Below are 18,258 nucleotides of genomic sequence, written 5' to 3'. Positions count from 1 at the left end.
CGCCCGCAAGCCGCGCTAGATGCGGCCATGACCCACACAGCCTCCTTTTCCGGTGTCCTCGACGCCGCCCGCCAGATCGCCGGCGCCGCCGTGCGCACCCCCCTGATCGAAAGCCCGGCGCTGAATGATCGCCTGGGTGGCCGGGTGCTGATCAAGGCCGAAACCTTGCAGGTCGCGGGAGCCTTCAAATTCCGCGGGGCCTGGAATCGGATCAGTCGCCTGACCGAGGAAGAAAAGGCCCGCGGCGTGGTCGCCTATTCCTCCGGCAACCATGCCCAGGCCGTGGCCGCCGCCGCGCGCCGGATGGGCACCCCGGCCGTCATCGTCATGCCCGCCGACAGCCCCCGGGTGAAGGTCGAGGGCGTGATCGCCTTCGGCGGCGAGGTCCGATCGTACGATCGCTGGACCGAATCGCGCGAGGCCATCGGCGAAGAGATCGCCCGCACGCGCGGCAGTGTGCTGGTCCGTCCCTTCGACGACCCCTTCATCATCGAGGGGCAGGGCACGACCGGGCTGGAAATCCTCGAACAGGCCAATGCGCCCATCGACCAGCTGCTGTGCGGGGCCTCGGGCGGGGGGCTGATCGCCGGGATCAATCTGGCCTTTGCCGCGCGCTCGCCGGACACCCGGGTGCTGGCGGTCGAGCCCGCCGCCTATGACGACACGCGCCGCTCCCTCGAGGCCGGCGAGCGCGTGACCTTCCCGCCGGGGGCCGCGCCCTCGATCTGCGATGCGTTGATGAGCGACCGGCCCGGTGAGCTGACCTTCCCCATCAACCAGCGACTCGCCGCCGCCCTCACCGTCACCGATGAAGAGGTAGCCGAGGCAGTGCGGTATGCCTTCCGCACGCTGAAACTGGCGGTCGAGCCGGGCGGGGCGGTGTCGCTGGCGGCGCTTCTGGCGGGCAAGGTCGAGGCGGCGGGCCGCACCACGGCCATCGTTCTCTCAGGCGGAAACATTGACCCCGCCCTGTTTGCCGCCATCATCGAGGATCGTTTCACGCCCGGAGCCCCCGCATGACCAAGCCGAGTGACCTGCAATCCCTGATCGGCACCGAAGTGGGGGTCTCCCGCTGGATCAAGGTCGATCAGGCCCGCATCGACGCCTTTGCGAAGATCACCGAGGACGAACAGTTCATCCACGTCGACCCGGAAGCGGCCAAGGCCACCCCGTTCGGCGGCACCATTGCCCACGGCTTCCTGACCCTCAGCCTCGCCTCGGCCATGTCCTATGATGCGGTCAAGCCACTGGAAGGCGTGGTGATGGGCGTCAACTATGGCTTCGACAAGCTGCGCTTCCTCGCCCCCGTGCCCGCCGGGTCGAAGGTGCGCGGCCGGTTCAAACTGCTGTCGGCCGAGGACAAGGGCGGCGGCCGCTGGCTTCTGAAGCACGAACTGACCGTCGAGATCGAGGGCGGCGACAAACCGGCCCTCATCGCCGAATGGCTGGGGATGCAGGTCGTCGCTTGAGCCTGACCGACTGGCTGGCGCGCGATGCCGTCACGGTCGCCCGTGACCTGATCGGCGCGCGGCTATTGGTCGACGGTGTCGGCGGCACCATCGTCGAGACCGAGGCCTACGATCCGGCCGATCCCGCGTCGCACAGCTTTGGCGGCCCCCGGCCCCGGAATGCTGCCATGTTCGGCCCCGTCGGCCGGGCCTATGTCTACCGGATCTACGGCGCCCACTGGTGTTTCAACATTGTCTGTGACCGGACAAGGCCGGGCAGCGCCGTCCTGATCCGGGCGCTGGAGCCGACCGACGGGCTGGACGTCATGACCACCCGGCGCGGCACAGACGACCCGCGCAACCTGTGCTCCGGACCCGGGAAACTGTGTCAGGCGCTGGCGATCGACAAGGCGCTGGACCACGCCCCGCTGGATGCCCCGCCCTTCGTGCTTGAGCCAGGCCAGCCCCCCGCGAGCCTCGCCATCGGGCCCCGCATCGGCATTACCAAGGGCGTGGACACGCCGTGGCGCTTCGGCCTCAAGGGCTCCCCGTTTCTCAGCCGGCCGTTCCGGGGGTGACCTCTCCCGCACCCGCTCGGACGCCGCCGCCCAGAGGGCGAACCCTGAGCGCCACCAGTGCGCTCACGAAGGCGGCAAGGGCGCCCAAGGGGCTCAGCAACACGGGAAGACCCGGGCCTCCAATGAGGCTCAGGAGACCGGTTACCGCCGCTCCCACACCGGTGGCCATTCCCAGCCATGAAGGTGTACGCCGGATACGGTCGGAATAGTGGGCCGCGACCAGCCCCGTGATCGTTGCGGGAATTGAGCCGTAAACATATCCGGCGAGCCCTGACATGAGCAGGCCCCACGCCAACTCACCGGCCTCGCTGCCTCCCCCTGCCAGCGCGCGCTCGCCAAAGACCGCAAGTCCGAGCGCCATCCCGCCGGTCGGGGCGCCCACGATCAGGAAGATCATGATGGTTCTGAATGCAGAACGTTTCATCGCGCAATTATTGGGCGCAATCAGGCTGTGGCACCAGACGGCAGAACGCCGCTATTCCCCCAGGCACCTCAGGGCGACCTCAAGGTTGCGCAGGCCGTCCTCGCCTGTGACCGCCGGGGTCTCGCCGGTGCGGATGGCGTGGACGAAGGCCTCCAGCTCCTTCTTGAGCGGCTCATTGGGCCAGCTGTGCACGCCGCGCGTCGAATAGCTGCCGTCGGGCTGCTGGCCGAAATATTCGGTGACCTGACGCGTCATCAGGTCGGCCACCACGAATTTGGCCTTGGTCGCGACCTGCAGGGTGCGGGTCTTGTAGGGCGTCACCCAGTTAGTGGTGATGTGGGCGATGGTGCCGTTGGCCAGCCGGAACTGCAGGAGGGCCGTATCCTCGCGCTCGGCCTTGGTGCGGGCCAGTTGCGGCTGGACCTCGACGATTTCGGAATCCGTCAGATGGCGGATGATGTCGATGTCGTGCACCGCCAGGTCGATCACCACCCCGACCTCGCCCATGCGGGGCGGGAAGGGGCCGACCCGGGTAATCTGGATCGAGATGACGTCCTCGTCCTTGATCGCGCGCTTGACCGCCTCGACCGCCGGATTGAAGCGCTCGACCTGACCGACCATCAGTACCCGGTCATTGGCCTTTGCCGCATCGATCAGGCGCTGGGCGTCCTCGACGGTCGCCGCGATCGGCTTTTCGACCAGCACATGGACGCCGCGCTCCAGCAGGGCCACGCCCAGGTCGGCATGGGTGCGGTTGGGGGTGGCGATCACGGCGGCGTCCAGACCTGCCCCGGCAAAGGCTTCAGCGCTGGTCACGGACGAGGCGCCATAGGCCTCGGCCACGCCCTGGGCGACCACCGCATCGGGGTCGAACACATGGCTCAGTTCCACATCACGGATGTCGGTCAGCACCCGGGCGTGGTTGCGGCCCATGACGCCCGCCCCGGCCACGCCGATCTTCAGAACTTGCATCAGGCTTATCCCTTGTAGCTGGCGACGTAGCTGGCGACGGCGGCGAGGATGCGGTCCTGGGTGGCCTCGTCCAGATCCGAATGCATGGGCAGGCTCAGCACCCGGTCCTTCAGCCGCTCGGTCACCGGCAGGCCCCCGGCTCCTTGCGGGAAGCGGGCATAGGCCGGCTGCATATGCATCGGCACCGGATAATAGACGGCGGTCGGCACGCCCTCACCCTTCAGATGGGCGATCAGGCCTTCACGGTCGTCGTGCTCGATCGTGTACTGGGCCCACACGGAAACGCCGCCCTCAATGACGTGCGGCACGGCCGCGACATGGGGGGCGAGGTGCTCGTTGTAGCGGGCCGCGATGCGGTTCCGCCATTCGATCTCCTCGGGGAAGACCTTCAGCTTCTCGATCAGGATGGCGGCCTGAATCGTATCAAGACGCGAATTCATGCCGATCCGCATGGCCAGATATTTGGGATCGTGGTCGAAGGTCCGGCCCTGCATGTCCTTGGCCACGACCTTGCCGTGCACCCGCAGCGAATCCATTTCCTCGGCCAGATCTGCGTCGTCGGTCAGTACCGCTCCGCCGTCGCCGTAGCAGCCCAGCGGCTTGGCCGGGAAAAAGCTGGTGGTCGTGACATCGGCCCACTTCAGCGGATGGGCCGTGTGCAGCGTACAGCCAAAGCCCTGCGCCGAATCCGAGATCAGCTTCATGTCATGGCGGTCGCACAGGGCCCGGATCGCCGGATAGTCGGCGGGCTGGCCGAACAGGTCGACGGCGATGACCACTCGCGGTTTCAGTTTGCCCTCGGCCTTCACCGCCTCGATGGCGGCCTCCAGCTTCTGCGGGTCCATATTGTAGGTCTTCGGATCGACATCGACGAAGATCGGCGTGCAGCCCAGCCACGGCACCACCTCGGCGGTGGCTGTGAAGGTAAAGCTGGGCACGAACACCGCGTCGCCGGTGCGCAGGCCCCAGGCCATCAACGGCAGGATCAGGGCGTCGGTGCCGTTGGCGCAGCCCAGCGCATGTTTGGCCTGACCAAAGGCGGCCAGGTCTTCCTCGAACTGGCGGACCGGCGGGCCCATGACCCAGGCGCCGCTTTCCACGGCGGCCATCACGGCGGCCTCGATCTTGCCGCCGAGGCGACGGCGTTGGGCCTGAAGGTCGATGAAGGCGATGCTCATGAACGTCTGTCTTCCTGTGCGGCGGGGTGCCCCGCGTCCGGTGGCGCGCCATAGCAAGCGCGCGCCTCACTGACCAAACGGGAAACGGTCACTTCACGTTGCGGCTTTTTACGATGCGCCCTAATCAGGGCGACCTCAATGCCTGTCCCCCGGATGGGCCAGATCGACAGCCACCCACGGGAGAAGGCGTGACTTCAACACCGGCGTCCGCCGGCCTAGCGGCCGTATTTCTGGATCGGGACGGGGTTCTCATCGACGACGTCGGCTACCCCCACCGCGAGGAGCAGCTGGCCTTTGTGCCCGGCGCGGCCGAGGCCGTCCGTCGGCTGAACACCCTGGGCTATCTGGTGGTGATCGTGACCAACCAGTCGGGCGTGGCGCGCGGCATGTTCACCCACCGCCAGATGGAAGCCTTCAACGATCTGATCGTGCGTCGGCTGGCGGCAAAGGGCGCCCGCATCGGGGCGGTGTATGCCTGTCCGTATCACGCCGAGGCGGTCGATCCGGCCTGGCGCCACCCGGACCATCCGGACCGCAAGCCCAACCCCGGCATGATCCACCGCGCCATCGCCGACCACGGCATCGATCCGAAGCGCGCCTTCATGATCGGCGACCGCCCCAGCGACATGGAGGCCGCACGCCGCGCCGGCATTCCGGGCTTCCTGTTCGACGGCGGAAATCTCGACGATTTCGTTCGCGACCTGCTGGCGATCTGAGGCATAAATTCTACATGGGGTGAAATACCCCGCCCCAGCCTGTCGGAGCCCTGACCATGACCGAGACCCGGACCTATGCCGAGCGTCGCTTCACCTCCGAGGACGGTCTTGACCTCTATGCCCGCGACTACGCCGGGGCGGACGGTCAGGCGCGCCTGCCGGTCATCGCCATCCATGGCCTGACCCGTAATTCGGCCGACTTCCACGGCATCGCCACCCTGCTGGCCCAGAGCGGCCGTCGCGTCCTGGCGGTCGATGTGCGCGGGCGTGGCCGGTCGGACCGGGCCCCCGATCCCATGACCTATCAGCCCGCCACCTATGCGAAAGACGTTCTGGCCCTGCTGGCCCAGACGGGCATCGAGCGCGCCGTGTTTCTGGGGACCTCCATGGGCGGTCTGATCACCATGGCGGTTGCCGCCCTGCGGTCGCGGGTGATCGCGGCGGCCATCCTCAACGACATCGGGCCCGAGGTGGACAAGGCGGGTCTGGCCCGCATCGCCGCCTACACCGGCCAGCCGGTCGACACCCCGACCTGGGAGGCCGCCGCCGCCTATGTCGAAAAGACCAATGGCGTCGCCTTCCCCCACTATGGCCCCGACGACTGGGCGGCCTTTGCCAGGCGCGTGTTCCGCGAGGGCACCGAGGGCACGCCGGTGCTCGACTATGATCCGGACATTTCGGTGCCGATCCGCGAGGCGGGCGACAAGGCGCTGGTCCCCAATCTGTGGCCCATGTTCGGGCGACTGGCCAAAGGGCGCCCGACCCTGCTGGTGCGGGGTGAAACCTCGGACCTGCTCAGCGCCGACATCGCCGCGAAGATGCGGAAACGCGCGCCCAAGATGGACTATGTCGAGGTGCCCGGCATCGGCCATGCGCCCATGCTGGACGAACCCGCCGCCCGGGCCGCCATCTTCGAATTCCTGTCGGACGTGCCCTGAGCGAAGGGGGCTCAGGCCTTCTTGACGAACTCGGTGCGCAGCACCAGCCCCTTCACCTTGTCGACATTGGCCTCGATCTCGTCGGGGTCGCCGGTCAGGCGGATCTTGCGCACCATGGTGCCGCGCTTCAGCGTGACTCCGCCCGAGCCCTTGACCTTCAGGTCCTTGATCAGGGTGACGCTGTCGCCGTCGGACAGTTCATTGCCATTGGCGTCGCGGGTCGGGGTATCGCTCATTTCGGGTCTTTCGTTGAAGGCGCCTTGATCGGCACATTGGCATCCAGTTCGTCCAGCCACACGCGGGCCGACACATCCGACGGCGCGCGCCAGTCGCCGCGCGGGCTCAGCGATCCGCCGGTCACCACCTTGGGCCCGTTCGGCAGGGCCGAGCGCTTGAACTGGCTGGTCTGGAAGAAGCGGAACAGGAATTTGTGCAGCCAGAAGATGATCGTCTCCAGGTCGTACTCGACCTTTTCGGTGTCCGGCGTCCCCGAGGGCCAGTGCCCGTTTCCGGCATCCTTCCACGCCTGCCAGGCCAGGAAGGCGACCTTGGACGGCGCCATGCCATAGCGGCTGAAGTGGAACAGGAAGAAGTCGTTCAGCGCATAGGGGCCGACGGTCGCCTCGGTCGACTGGATCTGGCCGTCCTTCGCCGGCACCAGTTCGGGCGAGATTTCGGTGTCGAGGATGGCCTTCAGCACGGGGGTGGCCTCGGCGCCGACCAGCTCCCGGTCGGCCACCCAGCGGATCAGGTGCCGGATCAGGGTCTTGGCCACGCCGGAGTTGACGCCATAGTGGCTCATGTGGTCGCCCACGCCATAGGTGGCCCAGCCCAGCGCCAGCTCGGACAGGTCGCCCGTGCCGATGACAAAGCCGTCGTGCTGATTGGCCAGCCGGAACAGATAGTCGGTCCTCAGGCCCGCCTGCACATTCTCATAGGTGATGTCGTGGACCGGTTCGCCGTTCGCCGCCGGATGGCCGATGTCGGCCAGCATCCGCTCCGCAGCCGGGCGGATATCCAGCTCGGCGGCCGTCACGCCCAGCGCCTTCATCAGGGCCCAGGCGTTGGCCTTCGTCCCCTCCGACGTCCCGAAGCCCGGCAGGGTCCAGGCGCGTATGCCGGTGCGCGGCAGCTCCAACCGGTCAAACGCGCGACAGGCCACCAGCAGGGCGTGGGTCGAATCCAGCCCGCCCGAGATGCCGATGACCACGGTCTTCGACCCGGTCGCGGTCATCCGCTTCATCAGGCCCTGGACCTGGATGTTGAACGCCTCATAGCAGTCGCGATCCAGCCGCGCCGGGTCGTCCGGCACGAACGGGAAGCGGTCGAGGGGGCGGATCAGGTCCACGCCGCCCGATGCCTCGCGGGTCGAAAAAAGAACGGTGTCAAAAGCGGAGGGGCTCACCTCGGCTCGCGCGCAGTCGGCAAAGGTGCCGTTCCGGAGGCGGTCGTCGCCGACGCGCGCCACATCGACGTCGGCGATCGTCAGGTGCGGCGTCAGGGCAAAGCGTTCGCCCTCGGCCAGTTGCGCGCCCAGTTCGTGGATCAGGCTCTGGCCGTCCCAGGCGAGGTCGGTGGTCGACTCGCCCCAGCCGGAGGCCGAGAACACATAGGCTGACAGGCTGCGGGCCGACTGGCTGGCGCACAGCAGGGCGCGCTCGTCTGCCTTGCCGATCACGATGTTGGAGGCCGACAGGTTGCACAGGATGCGCGCCCCGGCCATGGCCTGAAGGGTCGACGGCGGCAGCGGCGCCCAGAAGTCCTCGCAGATCTCGACCCCGAAACAGAATCCCGGGCGATTGTCGGCCTCGAACAGCAGGTCCGACCCGAAGGGAACCGCCTCGTCGTTGAGGATGAAGGGCAGGCCGCAGGACACATCATCCGAGGCCGGCGAGAACCAGCGCTTCTCATAGTATTCGCGATAGTTGGGCAGATAGGTCTTCGGCACCACGCCCACCACCCGCCCTTCGGCCATCACCACGGCACAGTTGTAGAGCCGCTCGGCGTGACGGATCGGGGCGCCGACGACCACGGTGATCGCCATACCTTCGGTCACCTCGGCCAGCCGCAGGGCTTGCCGTTCCACCTCGTCCAGCAGCGCCTCCTGCATCAGCAGGTCGTCCAGCGCATAGCCGCTCAGGCTCAGCTCGGGAAAGACGATCAGGTCGACGCCCTGTTCGGCCGCCTGGTCGATCAGGCGGATGTGCTCGTCGGCATTGGCCTTCGGATCGGCCGGGTGAACGACAGGGGTGGCCGCCGCCACGCGCACAAAGCCGTGGGTCGCGGGGCTGAAGAAGGGATGTGTCTGGGCCATCAATCCATCCGGGCGCGCGCCGAGGCGCCTCTGGGCGCCGACCGCCGCCTTGTCGCACATAGAAGGCAGATTTCCCAAGATGGGGTTTCTTCGTGTCACAGGTGACGCTGGCGACGGCGACCGCTAAAGCGGACCCATGAACGACGCACCGAAAAAAGGCTGGTTCCAGCGGCTGAGCGACGGGCTGTCCCGCTCCTCGCGCCAGATGACCGAACAGGTGGTGGCCACCTTCGTCAAGGAGCCCCTGTCCGAGGCGGCCCTCGAACAGCTGGAAGAGCATCTGCTGGAAAGCGATCTGGGCCCGGCCGCGACCGACCGCATCGTCGAGCGCTTCCGTGCGCTGCGCTTCGGCGCCGGTGCCTCCGAGGTCGAGGTCAAGACGGCCCTGGCCGAGGCCGTGGCTGACGAACTGCGCGCGCACGAGGCCCGCTATGAGCCGCTGGACGGCCCGCGCCCCTTCGTCACCCTGTTCGTCGGGGTGAATGGCTCGGGCAAGACGACCACTCTGGGCAAGATCGCCGCCGATCTGACGGGGCAGGGCGCAAAGGTCATGATTGTGGCCTGCGACACCTTCCGGGCGGCTGCCCGCGAACAGCTCAAGGTCTGGGCCGACCGCGCCGGCGCCACCTTCGAGAGCCGCCGCGACGGCGCCGATCCCGCCGGCCTGGCCTTCGACGCCCTGACCAAGGCCCGGGCCGAGGACTATGACGTCGTGCTGATCGACACCGCCGGCCGCCTGCAGAACAAGTCGGCCCTGATGGACGAGCTGCTGAAGATCGTCCGCGTCCTGAAAAAGGTCGATCCCGAGGCCCCGCACGAGACCCTGCTGGTGCTGGACGCCACGGTGGGCCGCAATGCGCTGGAGCAGGAAAAGATCTTCGGCCGTACGGCCTATGTCTCGGGTCTGGTGATGACCAAGCTGGACGGCACGGCGCGGGGCGGGGTGCTGGTCCCGGTCGCCCAGGCGTCGGACGCCCCCATCAAGCTGATCGGGGTGGGCGAGGGGATCGACGATCTCCAGCCCTTCGATGCCGAGGCCTTCTCCCGGTCGCTGGTGGGTCTGGAGGCCCGGTCATGAGCACGCACAAACAGCCTCCCGCCTGGGTCCGTCAGGCCGTCGACTTCGGGGCGCTGGCGGCCTTCGGCGGCGCCTTCCTGTTCTACCGGATCAAGGGCCTGCCGGGCGACGAGGCCCTCGTCCAGGCCACATGGTTCCTCGTCGGCGGCGCCGCGATCGCGGTGATCGTCGGGGCGGTGGTCGAGCGCCGTCTGGCCCTCATGCCCCTGATCGTCGGGGGTTTTGCCCTGGTGTTCGGCGTGCTGACGCTCGTCACGCAGGACGATATCTGGGTGAAGCTGAAGGTGACGGTGCTGAACCTGACGCTTGCGGTCGCCCTGCTCGGGGGCCTGCGGCTGGGCAAGAACCCGCTGAAACTGCTGCTGGGCAGCGTCATTCCGATCAATGACCGCGCCTGGCGCATCCTGACCTTGCGCTACGGCCTGTTCTTCGCGGTCGTCGGCCTGACCAATGAGCTGGTGCGCAGCGAGGCGCTGGTCGGCTGGGCGATGAGCCAGATCGGGCGCGAGGGGATCGACCCCGCCGATGTCTGGGTCAGCTTCCGGGGCGTGCTGTGGATCGCTTCCTCGGTCTTCGGCATCTGCAACCTGCCCCTGATCCTGCGCAATCTCGTGCCGGGCAGCGATGAGGACGTCCCGCCGATCGAGGGGCCCAACGCCGCGCCGTGATTCCGGCGGCCAATGGGCTGCGCCAACGGAAGAAATGTCGCGCAGCCGTCGTCAAAGCGTAAAGCGGCGCTGATAGCCCTTGGATGTTCAGGAACGCCGAGGGGAGGCGATCAGTATGGTCAAGTCGGGCAAGAAGGCGCGCGAGGCCGGCGCGCTCGCCGAATCCCCCAGCCATCTGATCCATCGCGCCCTCCAGCTCGCGCTGGACGTCTATACGCGCGAAGTCGGATCGGACGGCCTGACCCAGCGCCAGTTCGCCGTGCTTGAGGCGGTCTCCCTGCGGGGCGGTCTGACCCAGACCGATCTGGTCAAGGCGACCGGCATCGACCGCTCCACCCTGGCCGATCTGGTGGCCCGCATGACCCGGCGGGGCCTGCTGTCGCGCGAGCGCTCGACGCTGGATGCCCGCGCCATGGCCGTCCACCTGACACCCGAGGGCGAAACCGCCCTCGCGGAGGCCCGCCCGCGCGTGATTGAGGCCGACCGCCAGATCATGGCCCTGCTGCCCAAGGGCCGGCGCGAGACCTTCCTCGAAATCCTGACCGAACTGGCCGGAGCGGCCGATGCGGCCCCCGAGGAGGCCAAGGCCGAGGCCCGCGCCGAGAAGAAGCGCCTCAAGGAGCTGCGCAAGGCCGAAAAGGCGGCCCTCAAGGCCGAGAAGGCCGCCTCCAAAAAGTCGGGCAAGAAGGGTGGCAAGGGCAAGGCCAAGGACGCCCCTGTCGAAAAACCCGAGCCCGAGGCCGCCTAGGCGCGCGTCCCGCTGACGGCCCGGAAGCCGGCCGAGGCAAACCGCACCATATACGCGCAGGCGCTGTCCAGATCCCCGGACTGGCACAGGCCGCCCGACAGCCGGTCCAGCCGTCCTGTCTCGCCCAGCGTCAGGGTCAGGGCCCCCGACAGATTGTGCCAGCCCCAGTACAGGTCGGCGTCGCTGGCGTCCGGCAGCACCACGCGCAACAGGTCGATCAGCCGCCGAATCGACGGGTCGAAATAGCGGGCCATCGTCTCGCCGCCGAAGGTCGGATTGGCGTTGGTCTGTGCCACCAGCGCGGAATAGTGCTTCCAGCCCGGGCCGCCCTTCAGCGACCACTGGAACGGCGGCCGCAGGAACGCTTCCAGCAGGCCCTCAAGCGTCATGGCCCCTTCGTGCTCGCGGGCATAGCGGTTGATGGCCTCGACCCGCTCATTGTTCCAGACCTCGGCCCGGCGCAGGAAGACAGCGTCGAACAGGTCGCGCTTGGCCCCGAAATAATAGTGCACCAGGGCCGTATCGACCCCGGCCTCGCGGGCCACCTCGCGGATGGTCACCCCATAGAAGCCGTGCTTCGAGAACAGGTCCTCGGCGGCATCGAGGATCGAGTCGCGTGTCTCGCCATTCCGGCCGGCCTGATTCTTGGCGGGCCGCCCCCGTTTGGCCGAGGTGGTTTCGGGCCTGGTCCGACGGCCGGGCTCGGCGGCGGCATCCTCGGTCTGCGGGGCGGAAGGCTTGCTCATGGCGGCAAGCTAGTCGCGCCCGTCAAGCGGGGCAATCGGCGGCGCGGACGGTCGTAAGCCTGTGCATTCCTGCCACAGGGGCGCCCCATTCCCCGGCCGCGACAGGCTTCACCGTTTGACAGAATGGCAAAAACAGGGTCACTCTGCGGAAAATCATTGAACGCTGAATAAAAAGCGTCTCGGGCTGGAAACAGAGATTGGGGTTTCAAATGAACAGACTTGTGAAGACCGTCCTCCTGGCGGGAGCCGCCTGGGGTGCGCTGTCCGCCACCGCTATCGCCCAGCAGGCCCCGGCGCAGGAGCCGACCGCTACCTCGCTGGACGAAATCATCGTCACCGCCCGTCGTCGTGACGAGCAACTGAAGGACGTGCCGGTCGCCGTGACCGCCCTGTCCGCCGAGCGCCTCGAGGAAACGGGCGCCACCGACATCACCGCCCTCCAGCAACAGTCGCCCAACGCGACCGTCCAGGTGGCCCGGGGTTCGAACTCGACCCTGATCTCCTTCATCCGCGGCGTCGGCCAGCAGGATCCCCTGTGGGGCTTCGAGCCGGGCGTGGGCCTGTACGTCGACGACGTCTATATCGCCCGTCCGCAGGCCGCCGTGCTCGATATCTTCGACATCGAGCGCATCGAGGTCCTGCGCGGACCCCAGGGCTCGCTGTACGGCCGCAACACCGTCGGTGGCGCGATCAAATACGTCACCTCGCGCCTGTCGCCCGAGGCTGAAGCCACCGTCCGCGCCGCCTATGGCAGCTACAACCAGGTCGATCTGGTCGCTTCGGGCAGCCTGCCGCTGACCGACAGCTTCCGCGTCGGCGCCGCCTTCGCCAATCTGACGCGCGACGGCTACGGCACCAATCTGAACACCGGCGCCGAACACTACGACAAGGACGTCACCGCCTTCCGCGCCAGCGCCGAATTCACGCCGCGCGACGAGGTCTTCTTCCGTCTGGCCTATGACCGGACCCAGGACGACTCCAACCCCCGCCACGGCCACCGTGAACTGGCCGGTGTCGGCCCGGGCGCCGGTTCGCCCGACAGCGTCTATGACACCTATGCCGGTGTCGGCGACGACAACTCGGTCGAGAGCGAGGGGCTGTCGTTCACCGGTCAGGTGGACGTCAGCGAGCACTGGACCTTCAAGGCGATCGCCGCCTGGCGCGAAGGCAGCACGGACACGGTCATCGACTTCGACAACACGCCCGCGCCGACGCTCGACATCCCGGCCTATTACGCCGACGAGCAGCACACCATGGAGCTGCAGTTCCAGTTCGATTACGACCGGATCCAGGGCGTGTTCGGTGTCTTCTATCTGGACGCCACTGCGGAAGGCGCTTTCGACACCATCCTCGGCGGTGCGGGCATTGTGATCGGCACCGGCGGTTCGGTGGAAACCGAGAGCGTGGCCATGTTCGGCGACGTCAACCTGGACCTGACCGATCGTCTGCACCTGGGCCTGGGTGTCCGCTGGACGCAGGACTCCAAGACCGGTGAAGTCTTCCGGGCCAACTACCTGGGCGCGACCCGCTCGCCCCTGCTGGGCGGTTCGGCTCGTGCGCCGATCCTGCTGCGCACCGACTACACCAACTCGCGCACCTTCGATGACATCTCGCCGCGCGTGGCCCTGTCATACGACTTCTCCGACGACATCACCGGCTATGCCTCGTGGTCCTCGGGCTTCAAGTCCGGCGGCTTCGACATGCGCGGCGACGCCATCCTGACCCCGGACACGGTCAACGGCTATGATCCGGAAACGGTCGACAGCTACGAAATGGGTCTGAAGGGCCGCGCCGGTCCGCTGTCGTTCAGCTCGGCCATCTTCTACAACGAGTACAAGGACCAGCAGGTCACCACCCAGGTTCCGGCTGTGGGCGGTATCGCCAGCTTCGTGGACAACGTCGGCCAGTCCACCATCTACGGCGCCGAGTTCGAAGGCTCGGTCTATCTGACCGAAAACCTGTCGGCCAACTTCGCGGTCGGCTATCTGAACGCCGAGTTCGACCAGTTCCTGCGCTACAACCTCACCACCATGGTCTATGAGGACATCTCGGATCAGGTGGTTCTGCAAAACGCTCCGGAATGGACCGGCTACTTCGGCCTGACCTGGCAGAGCCAGCTGGCCGGCGGCGAGCTGGTGGTGACCCCCTCGGTCAGCTACCGCGACGACTACAGCCAGTTCGAGTTCCCGAACCCGACCCTCGATCAGGAAGCCTATGCGCTGGTTGACCTGTCGGCGATCTGGACCGCGCCCAGCGAGCGCTGGAGCATCGGCGTGTTCGGCAAGAACCTGACCGATGAAGAGTACCGCGTGGGCGGCTACAACTTCCCCGGCGCGCTCTTCAACGACTCGATCATCGGCTACTACGGCCCGCCGCGGACCGTCACGGGCTCGATCCAGATCAAGTTCTGATCCGGCGACCGGTGACCGTCTGAGGACACCATACGGGGCGGCGGTTCCTTCGGGGGCCGCCGCCCTTTTTCTTTTGAATGCGCGGCCGGGGGCGCTACCGTCCTACCCGGCATCAAGACCACCAGGGGGAAATCGTCCATGACCGAAGCCACCGTGCCCGGCCCGGAGCAGACCGGCAGCGAAAAACCCGTCGCCCCCGGATACCGCTTCTATGTGCTGGCGGTTCTGATCTTCATCTACATGCTGAACTTCCTCGACCGGCAGATCATCGGCATCCTCGCCGCGCCGCTGAAGGAAGAGTTCGGCATGTCCGACAGCCAGTTCGGGCTGCTCGGCGGCATCGCCTTCGCCTCGGTCTATTCTACCCTGGCCATTCCGCTGGCCTGGCTGGCCGATCGCTACAGCCGCGTCTGGATCATGACCGGGGCGCTCGCGGTCTGGTCGGGCTTCACCGCGCTGTGCGGCGTGGCCGGCTCCTATGGCCAGCTGTTCCTCTACCGAATGGGCGTCGGCGTGGGCGAGGCGGGCGGCGTGGCCCCGGCCTATTCCTTGGTCGCCGACTATTTCCCGCCGCATCAGCGGGCGCGCGCCCTGGCCGGTTTCGCCTTCGGCATTCCGCTGGGCACCGCCGCGGGCACCCTGGTCGGCGGTCTGCTGGCCGCCGAATACGGATGGCGCACCGCCTTCATCACCGTCGGCCTGCTGGGGCTGATTGTGGCGCCGGTCCTGCGCCTGACGGTGCGCGACCCGAAGCGGGGCGGCACCGATACGCCCAAGCCCATTGCCCCGGCCGCCCCCGCCGATGCGGCGCCCGTCGCCTCGCATCCGCCGGCGGCCCCCTCGTCGGTCGGCCGGACCGCCTCCCTGATCATGCTGGGCCTCGGCGCCGGTCTCATGGCCCTTGCCGCGCTCGTCCACTTCGGCCTGATCGATTTCGCCAGCCGCAATGTGCTGGGCTTTGGCGGCCTTCTGGCCCTCGTGATCGGCATTTCGCTGATGATCGCCCGCTCGACGGCCTCGGTCGTCATTCCGAAGCGCAGCTTCTGGCTGCTGGCCCTTGGGGCGGCCTCGTCCTCGGTGTGCGGCTATGGCGTGGCGGGCTGGTTGCCCCTGTTCTTCATGCGCAGCTTCGACCTGACCCTGCGCGAGGTCAGCTGGTACTATTCCGGCATCGCCCTGATCGGCGGCACCCTGGGCATCTGGCTGGGCGGCATGATCGCCGACAAGCTGGCGAAGCGCGGCAAGGGCGCCTATCCGCTGGTCCCGGCCATCGCCTTTCTGATCTCGGCGCCGTGCTTCATCCTCGCGATGAACTCCGACTGGCTGATCGCCCAGATCTTCGCCGACGGCGGCACCCGTGCCCAGTCGCTGACGGTCGCCTTCCTGATCTTCATCATCCCGACCGGGCTGAACCTCGCCTGGCTGGGGCCGATCACGGCCTCGATCCAGAATCTGGTCGCCGCCCCGATGCGTTCGACCGCCTCGGCCCTGTTCCTGCTGATCAACAACCTGCTCGGCATCGCCGTGGGCTTCTACTATTTCGGCGCCGTCTCGGACATGCTCCGGCCGCAGTTCGGCGACGAAAGCCTGCGCTGGGCCATCTACACCGGTATGGGCTTCTATGTGCTGGCCGCCCTGCTGCTGATCGGCGCCTCGCGCACCCTGAAGCGCGACTGGGTCGACTGATCCACGCTTACTGACACGCCCCGCCTGTTGCGCCTGCGAACAGGCGGGGCCTATAAGCCTCGCACCCTTTCCCATCAGCGGTCGCGACGGTTTCCATGAATATTCACGAGTATCAGGCCAAGCAGGTTCTGAAGGGCTATGGCGCGCCGGTCGCGGCGGGCGTGGCCATCACCTCGGCGGACGAGGCCGAGGCCGCCGCCCGGTCCCTGCCCGGCCCGCTCTATGTCGTGAAGTCCCAGATCCACGCGGGCGGCCGCGGCAAGGGCAAGTTCAAGGAACTGGGCCCGGACTCCAAGGGCGGCGTGCGCCTCGCCAAATCGGTCGAGGAAGCCGTCTCCCACGCCCGCGAAATGCTGGGCAACACCCTGGTCACCGCCCAGACGGGCGAGGCCGGCAAGCAGGTCAACCGCCTCTATATCGAGGACGGCGCCGACATCGCCCGCGAACTCTACTGCTCGCTGCTGGTCGACCGCTCGGTCGGTCGGGTGGCCTTCGTCGTCTCAACCGAGGGCGGCATGGACATCGAGGCCGTCGCCCACGACACCCCGGAAAAGATCGTCACCGTGGCCATCGATCCCGAGGCCGGCGTGACCGATGCCGATGTGGCCCGCATCAATGACGCGCTGAAGCTGGACGGCGAGGCCGCCACCGACGGCAAGACCCTGTTCCCGCTGCTCTACAAGGCCTTCGTCGAGAAGGACATGAGCCTGCTCGAGATCAACCCGCTGATCGTCATGGAGAACGGCCGCCTGCGCGTGCTGGATGCCAAGGTCAGCTTCGACGGCAACGCCCTGTTCCGCCACGACGACATTGTCGCCCTGCGCGACGAGACCGAGGAAGACCCCAAGGAGATCGAGGCCTCGAAGTGGGACCTCGCCTATGTTGCCCTCGACGGCAACATCGGCTGCATGGTCAATGGCGCCGGACTTGCCATGGCGACCATGGACATCATCAAGCTGTACGGGAAGGAGCCCGCCAACTTCTGCGACGTCGGCGGCGGCGCCTCCAAGGAAAAGGTCGCGGCGGCCTTCAAGATCATCACCGCCGACCCCCGGGTCGAGGGCATCCTGGTCAACATCTTCGGCGGCATCATGCGCTGTGACGTAATCGCCGAGGGCGTGGTCGCGGCCGTCAAGGAAGTGGGCCTCAAGGTGCCGCTGGTCGTGCGTCTGGAAGGCACCAATGTCGACGAAGGCAAACGGATCCTGAACGAATCGGGTCTCGCCATCACCGCCGCTGACGACCTCGACGACGCCGCCCGGAAGATCGTCAAGGCGGTCGGCTGATGCTGGCCGGTGTTGCCCTGGGGCTGGCGTTCCTGATCCAGGAGCGCCCCGCCAATGACCGGCAGGCCGAGTTTGCGCACTACTGCGTGGCGACGCGGGCCGATACGGCCAGCGTGGAGGCCTTGGTGACGGCGAACGGCGGCTGGACCTTTGTGGACTCCACGTCGGCGGGAAAGATGTGGGAGCGGTCCGAGGGGGATCAGGTCATCACCCTGACAACCGATCGGGTCGACGTCAGGGGCCCGAAGGACGCCTGCTCGCTCGAGTGGACCAATAGCGTTCCGGAAGACCTGGAGGGCCTGCCGTCGGGGCTGTCGCCTGCGACCGGAGCCGTGGACGCCGCGCAGGGCATGTATGTCGTCGCACCGAGCTTCGAGGCCGCCGAGGCTCGCGATTTCGATTTCGTCTTCGCCAGCCACGAGGCCGGGACGACCATGCTTATCCTCGCCCACCCCGTGCGGCCCTGACGCGACAGAGGACTCGGAGCTTCTCCAATGACTCTTCCCTCGATACTCAAGCCGCTCGCTGCCGTGACGGTCCTGACGCTGATTCCCGGTCTGGCTCATGCCCAGGCCCAGCAGGGGGGTGCCGCAGTGCAGCTCATTCGGGACGCCTGTATCGAGACCGGCCTGGACCGCACCGCATTCGAGAGCCTTGGTCGGGAACGTCGCTGGCGGCGGGTTCGAATGACCTCGGATGGGGCCGGCTGGAACGTCGCGTATCGCACCCCCGATGCCCAGATCATGCTTACCCGGATTCCTGATCCTCGCCGCGAGTCCGAAGCGTCCGTGGGCTCCGTCTGCGTGGTCTCGGTCGAGCATGCCCCGGCCTCGCTCGAGGGCGAGATCGCGGAGTTCGCCGCCAGTCTCGGACTTGAGGCGGCGGATCTGCCTGCCGGCCTGGGCGGGCGCGGCCTCGTCCGCAGTTGGTCCTCGACCGGCGAGTGGACCCTGTCCTATGCCGAAGGCTCTGATAACGCCGCGGCCATTTCCCTCTCGCGTCAGATCGTCATCAACACATCCGTCTCCGTCTCACCTGTCCGGCCGTAACCCAATCTCTTCGCGGAG

General features: G+C 67.3%; 19 protein-coding genes. 13 read left to right on the top strand and 6 right to left on the bottom strand.

All coding sequences use genetic code 11. The annotated features are described in order from the left end of the window. The first annotated feature begins 27 nt into the window (after positions 1–27). From LC068_RS09255 to LC068_RS09245, 3 genes are read left to right on the top strand one after another with little or no spacing between them, the layout of a single operon-like run. Positions 28–1,020 carry a threonine ammonia-lyase gene (locus LC068_RS09255; RefSeq protein WP_226636552.1) on the top strand — a complete coding sequence of 331 codons (993 nt, stop codon included), beginning with the start codon at positions 28–30 and terminating at the stop codon, positions 1,018–1,020. Then, entirely contained in the window at positions 1,017–1,469 is a 453-nt protein-coding gene (locus tag LC068_RS09250; protein ID WP_226636550.1) for a MaoC family dehydratase, read from the top strand. The genes LC068_RS09255 and LC068_RS09250 overlap by 4 nt, the downstream gene beginning before the upstream one ends. Beyond that, entirely contained in the window at positions 1,466–2,026 is a 561-nt protein-coding gene (locus LC068_RS09245) for a DNA-3-methyladenine glycosylase (protein ID WP_226636548.1), read from the top strand. The genes LC068_RS09250 and LC068_RS09245 overlap by 4 nt, the downstream gene beginning before the upstream one ends. On the opposite strand, the gene LC068_RS09240 is transcribed toward LC068_RS09245, so the two are convergent. From LC068_RS09240 to LC068_RS09230, 3 genes are read right to left on the bottom strand one after another with little or no spacing between them, the layout of a single operon-like run. After that, positions 2,004–2,450: a hypothetical protein gene (locus LC068_RS09240; protein WP_226636547.1), complete on the bottom strand. Its 447-nt coding sequence runs from the start codon at positions 2,448–2,450 to the stop codon at positions 2,004–2,006. The two genes, LC068_RS09245 and LC068_RS09240, sit on opposite strands and share 23 nt — an antisense overlap. 51 nt (positions 2,451–2,501) lie before the next feature. Further along, the gene (locus LC068_RS09235) at positions 2,502–3,422 is read right to left on the bottom strand and encodes a Gfo/Idh/MocA family protein (protein WP_226636546.1); all 921 of its coding nucleotides are present in this window, start codon (positions 3,420–3,422) and stop codon (positions 2,502–2,504) included. A 5-nt stretch (positions 3,423–3,427) separates the two neighbouring features. Next, positions 3,428–4,600 carry a DegT/DnrJ/EryC1/StrS family aminotransferase gene (locus LC068_RS09230; protein ID WP_226636545.1) on the bottom strand — a complete coding sequence of 391 codons (1,173 nt, stop codon included), beginning with the start codon at positions 4,598–4,600 and terminating at the stop codon, positions 3,428–3,430. A 188-nt stretch (positions 4,601–4,788) separates the two neighbouring features. On the opposite strand from LC068_RS09230, the gene LC068_RS09225 reads away from it, so the two are divergent. After that, positions 4,789–5,316: a D-glycero-alpha-D-manno-heptose-1,7-bisphosphate 7-phosphatase gene (locus LC068_RS09225; RefSeq protein WP_226636544.1), complete on the top strand. Its 528-nt coding sequence runs from the start codon at positions 4,789–4,791 to the stop codon at positions 5,314–5,316. A 56-nt stretch (positions 5,317–5,372) separates the two neighbouring features. Continuing rightward, positions 5,373–6,254 (top strand): alpha/beta fold hydrolase, encoded by an 882-nt coding sequence (locus LC068_RS09220; RefSeq protein ID WP_226636542.1) that lies wholly within the window; start codon positions 5,373–5,375, stop codon positions 6,252–6,254. 11 nt (positions 6,255–6,265) lie between these two features. On the opposite strand, the gene LC068_RS09215 is transcribed toward LC068_RS09220, so the two are convergent. Further along, positions 6,266–6,490 carry an alkylphosphonate utilization protein gene (locus LC068_RS09215; protein ID WP_209119635.1) on the bottom strand — a complete coding sequence of 75 codons (225 nt, stop codon included), beginning with the start codon at positions 6,488–6,490 and terminating at the stop codon, positions 6,266–6,268. Further along, positions 6,487–8,568, bottom strand: a complete 2,082-nt coding sequence (locus LC068_RS09210; RefSeq protein ID WP_226636540.1) for an NAD(+) synthase — start codon at positions 8,566–8,568, stop codon at positions 6,487–6,489. The genes LC068_RS09215 and LC068_RS09210 overlap by 4 nt, the downstream gene beginning before the upstream one ends. 136 nt (positions 8,569–8,704) lie before the next feature. Here LC068_RS09210 and ftsY point away from each other — a divergent pair, with 136 nt between their 5' ends. The 3 genes from ftsY to LC068_RS09195 all read left to right on the top strand — a co-directional run bounded on the left by ftsY (position 8,705) and on the right by LC068_RS09195 (position 11,062). Beyond that, positions 8,705–9,646 carry a signal recognition particle-docking protein FtsY gene (ftsY, locus tag LC068_RS09205; protein ID WP_226636538.1) on the top strand — a complete coding sequence of 314 codons (942 nt, stop codon included), beginning with the start codon at positions 8,705–8,707 and terminating at the stop codon, positions 9,644–9,646. Beyond that, positions 9,643–10,314, top strand: a complete 672-nt coding sequence (locus tag LC068_RS09200; RefSeq protein WP_226636536.1) for an inner membrane-spanning protein YciB — start codon at positions 9,643–9,645, stop codon at positions 10,312–10,314. Before ftsY ends, LC068_RS09200 begins: the two co-directional genes overlap by 4 nt. A gap of 115 nt (positions 10,315–10,429) precedes the next feature. Further along, complete coding sequence (locus tag LC068_RS09195) at positions 10,430–11,062, top strand: MarR family winged helix-turn-helix transcriptional regulator (RefSeq protein ID WP_226636534.1); 633 nt, start codon at positions 10,430–10,432, stop codon at positions 11,060–11,062. Here the strand turns inward: LC068_RS09195 and LC068_RS09190 are convergent. Further along, on the bottom strand, positions 11,059–11,808 hold the full coding sequence (locus LC068_RS09190; protein WP_226636532.1) for a TetR/AcrR family transcriptional regulator: 750 nt from the start codon (positions 11,806–11,808) through the stop codon (positions 11,059–11,061). The two genes, LC068_RS09195 and LC068_RS09190, sit on opposite strands and share 4 nt — an antisense overlap. A gap of 209 nt (positions 11,809–12,017) precedes the next feature. On the opposite strand from LC068_RS09190, the gene LC068_RS09185 reads away from it, so the two are divergent. The 5 genes from LC068_RS09185 (at position 12,018) to LC068_RS09165 (ending at position 18,240) form a co-directional block, all read left to right on the top strand. Continuing rightward, positions 12,018–14,219: a TonB-dependent receptor gene (locus LC068_RS09185; RefSeq protein ID WP_226636530.1), complete on the top strand. Its 2,202-nt coding sequence runs from the start codon at positions 12,018–12,020 to the stop codon at positions 14,217–14,219. Between the two features lie 138 nt (positions 14,220–14,357). After that, positions 14,358–15,905, top strand: a complete 1,548-nt coding sequence (locus tag LC068_RS09180; protein WP_226636528.1) for a spinster family MFS transporter — start codon at positions 14,358–14,360, stop codon at positions 15,903–15,905. A gap of 95 nt (positions 15,906–16,000) precedes the next feature. Beyond that, positions 16,001–17,191 (top strand): ADP-forming succinate--CoA ligase subunit beta, encoded by a 1,191-nt coding sequence (gene sucC / locus LC068_RS09175; protein WP_226636526.1) that lies wholly within the window; start codon positions 16,001–16,003, stop codon positions 17,189–17,191. Beyond that, positions 17,191–17,658, top strand: coding sequence for a hypothetical protein (locus LC068_RS09170; protein WP_226636524.1), 468 nt, complete (start codon positions 17,191–17,193; stop codon positions 17,656–17,658). Before sucC ends, LC068_RS09170 begins: the two co-directional genes overlap by 1 nt. 27 nt (positions 17,659–17,685) lie before the next feature. Continuing rightward, complete coding sequence (locus tag LC068_RS09165; RefSeq protein WP_226636522.1) at positions 17,686–18,240, top strand: hypothetical protein; 555 nt, start codon at positions 17,686–17,688, stop codon at positions 18,238–18,240. The last annotated feature ends 18 nt before the right edge of the window (positions 18,241–18,258 follow it).

The organism is Brevundimonas poindexterae, assembly GCF_020524625.1.
Classification (GTDB): Bacteria; Pseudomonadota; Alphaproteobacteria; order Caulobacterales; family Caulobacteraceae; genus Brevundimonas; species Brevundimonas poindexterae_A.
Note: the sequence above shows the minus strand (reverse complement) of the source record. Positions and strands in the feature narration are given on the sequence as shown.

What these genes read in the sequence shown, in the direction of transcription:
- LC068_RS09255 (WP_226636552.1), top strand. Translation starts at nt 28, where the DNA reads ATGACCCACACAGCCTCCTTTTCCGGTGTCCTCGACGCCGCCCGCCAG.
- LC068_RS09250 (WP_226636550.1), top strand. Translation starts at nt 1,017, where the DNA reads ATGACCAAGCCGAGTGACCTGCAATCCCTGATCGGCACCGAAGTGGGG.
- LC068_RS09240 (WP_226636547.1), bottom strand. Translation starts at nt 2,450, where the DNA reads ATGAAACGTTCTGCATTCAGAACCATCATGATCTTCCTGATCGTGGGC.
- LC068_RS09235 (WP_226636546.1), bottom strand. Translation starts at nt 3,422, where the DNA reads ATGCAAGTTCTGAAGATCGGCGTGGCCGGGGCGGGCGTCATGGGCCGC.
- LC068_RS09230 (WP_226636545.1), bottom strand. Translation starts at nt 4,600, where the DNA reads ATGAGCATCGCCTTCATCGACCTTCAGGCCCAACGCCGTCGCCTCGGC.
- LC068_RS09220 (WP_226636542.1), top strand. Translation starts at nt 5,373, where the DNA reads ATGACCGAGACCCGGACCTATGCCGAGCGTCGCTTCACCTCCGAGGAC.
- LC068_RS09215 (WP_209119635.1), bottom strand. Translation starts at nt 6,490, where the DNA reads ATGAGCGATACCCCGACCCGCGACGCCAATGGCAATGAACTGTCCGAC.
- LC068_RS09210 (WP_226636540.1), bottom strand. Translation starts at nt 8,568, where the DNA reads ATGGCCCAGACACATCCCTTCTTCAGCCCCGCGACCCACGGCTTTGTG.
- ftsY (WP_226636538.1), top strand. Translation starts at nt 8,705, where the DNA reads ATGAACGACGCACCGAAAAAAGGCTGGTTCCAGCGGCTGAGCGACGGG.
- LC068_RS09200 (WP_226636536.1), top strand. Translation starts at nt 9,643, where the DNA reads ATGAGCACGCACAAACAGCCTCCCGCCTGGGTCCGTCAGGCCGTCGAC.
- LC068_RS09195 (WP_226636534.1), top strand. Translation starts at nt 10,430, where the DNA reads ATGGTCAAGTCGGGCAAGAAGGCGCGCGAGGCCGGCGCGCTCGCCGAA.
- LC068_RS09190 (WP_226636532.1), bottom strand. Translation starts at nt 11,808, where the DNA reads ATGAGCAAGCCTTCCGCCCCGCAGACCGAGGATGCCGCCGCCGAGCCC.
- LC068_RS09185 (WP_226636530.1), top strand. Translation starts at nt 12,018, where the DNA reads ATGAACAGACTTGTGAAGACCGTCCTCCTGGCGGGAGCCGCCTGGGGT.
- LC068_RS09180 (WP_226636528.1), top strand. Translation starts at nt 14,358, where the DNA reads ATGACCGAAGCCACCGTGCCCGGCCCGGAGCAGACCGGCAGCGAAAAA.
- sucC (WP_226636526.1), top strand. Translation starts at nt 16,001, where the DNA reads ATGAATATTCACGAGTATCAGGCCAAGCAGGTTCTGAAGGGCTATGGC.
- LC068_RS09170 (WP_226636524.1), top strand. Translation starts at nt 17,191, where the DNA reads ATGCTGGCCGGTGTTGCCCTGGGGCTGGCGTTCCTGATCCAGGAGCGC.
- LC068_RS09165 (WP_226636522.1), top strand. Translation starts at nt 17,686, where the DNA reads ATGACTCTTCCCTCGATACTCAAGCCGCTCGCTGCCGTGACGGTCCTG.